This is a genomic window from Enterobacter sp. WCHEn045836, from assembly GCF_003965585.1.
In the GTDB taxonomy this organism is placed as follows: domain Bacteria; phylum Pseudomonadota; class Gammaproteobacteria; order Enterobacterales; family Enterobacteriaceae; genus Enterobacter; species Enterobacter dissolvens.
Map to the genome: position 1 here is coordinate 1 of NZ_RXPT01000044.1, position 1,147 is coordinate 1,147.

A 1,147-nucleotide genomic window follows, 5' to 3' on the forward strand; every position below is an offset into this window, starting at 1 on the left:
CGCGGGGTCTGACGGCACCTGGAGCTTCACGCCGAGCGTGGACCTGGGCCGCGGCGACCACACCTTCACCGCCACGGCGAAGGACCCGATGGGCAACGAGTCAAGCAGCAGCAGCTGGACCGTGACCATCGACACCGATGCACCGGTGAAACCGACCATCGACGCGGCGCTGGACGACGTGGGCAGCGTGCAGGGTAACCTGGCGAACGGCGGCAGCACCGACGATCCGACCCCGACCCTGAGCGGCAAGGCGGAAGCGGGCAGTACCGTGAAGATCTACGATCAGAACGGCCTGCTGGGCGAAGTGACGGCGAAAGCCGACGGCACCTGGAGCTTCTCGCCGGTGGCGAAACTGCCGGAAGGCGAGCACCGCTTCCATGTGACGGCGACCGACAGGGCGGGTAACACCAGTGCGGATTCGGACGACTTCGTCCTGACTCTGGACTACACCGCCCCGGACGCGAGCAAGCTGGCGATCACCGAAGTCTATGACGACGTGAAAACCGCAGGCGTGATTGCCTCCGGCGGGGAAACCGACGACAACCGTCCGCTGATCAAGGGTACGGGCGCAGAGCCGGGCAACACCATCACCGTCTACAACGGCGACAAGGTCATTGGCACCGCGAAAGTGCAGGCCGACGGCACCTGGTCCCTGGAGCCGACCACGCCGCTGCCGGACGGGAAGTACACCCTGACGGCGAAAGAGACCGACGGCGTGGGCAACGTCTCCGGTCCGTCCGGTGAGTACATCATCAACGTGGCCACCGTACCGCCGCAGGCACCGACGCTGGACACCGTCTATGACGACGTGGCCCCGCATGCGGACTACCTGCAGAAGGGTGACGTCACCAACGACACCACCCCGACCCTGAGCGGCAGCAGCGGCGTGGCGGGCGGCACCATCAGTATCTACGACAACGGTCGTCTGATTGGCACCACCACCGTGGGCAGCAACGGCAGCTGGAGCTTCACGCCGGATACGGCGCTGGCAGACGGCAGCCATAACTTCACCGCCACCGTCACCGACGGCGTGGGCCGCACCAGTGAACCGACCGGCGGCTTCGGTATCGTGGTGGATACAAAAGCCCCGGACGCGGCCTCTGACCTGCTGGTCACCGACAACGTCGGTGCGTACCAGGGCCCGGTT

1 protein-coding gene is annotated in these 1,147 nt (G+C 66.3%); it reads left to right on the plus strand.

The window, feature by feature from the left end:
- Positions 1-1,147, plus strand: a 1,147-nt coding sequence (locus tag EKN38_RS25630) for an Ig-like domain-containing protein (protein ID WP_260480595.1), incomplete at both ends; no start/stop codon positions are given.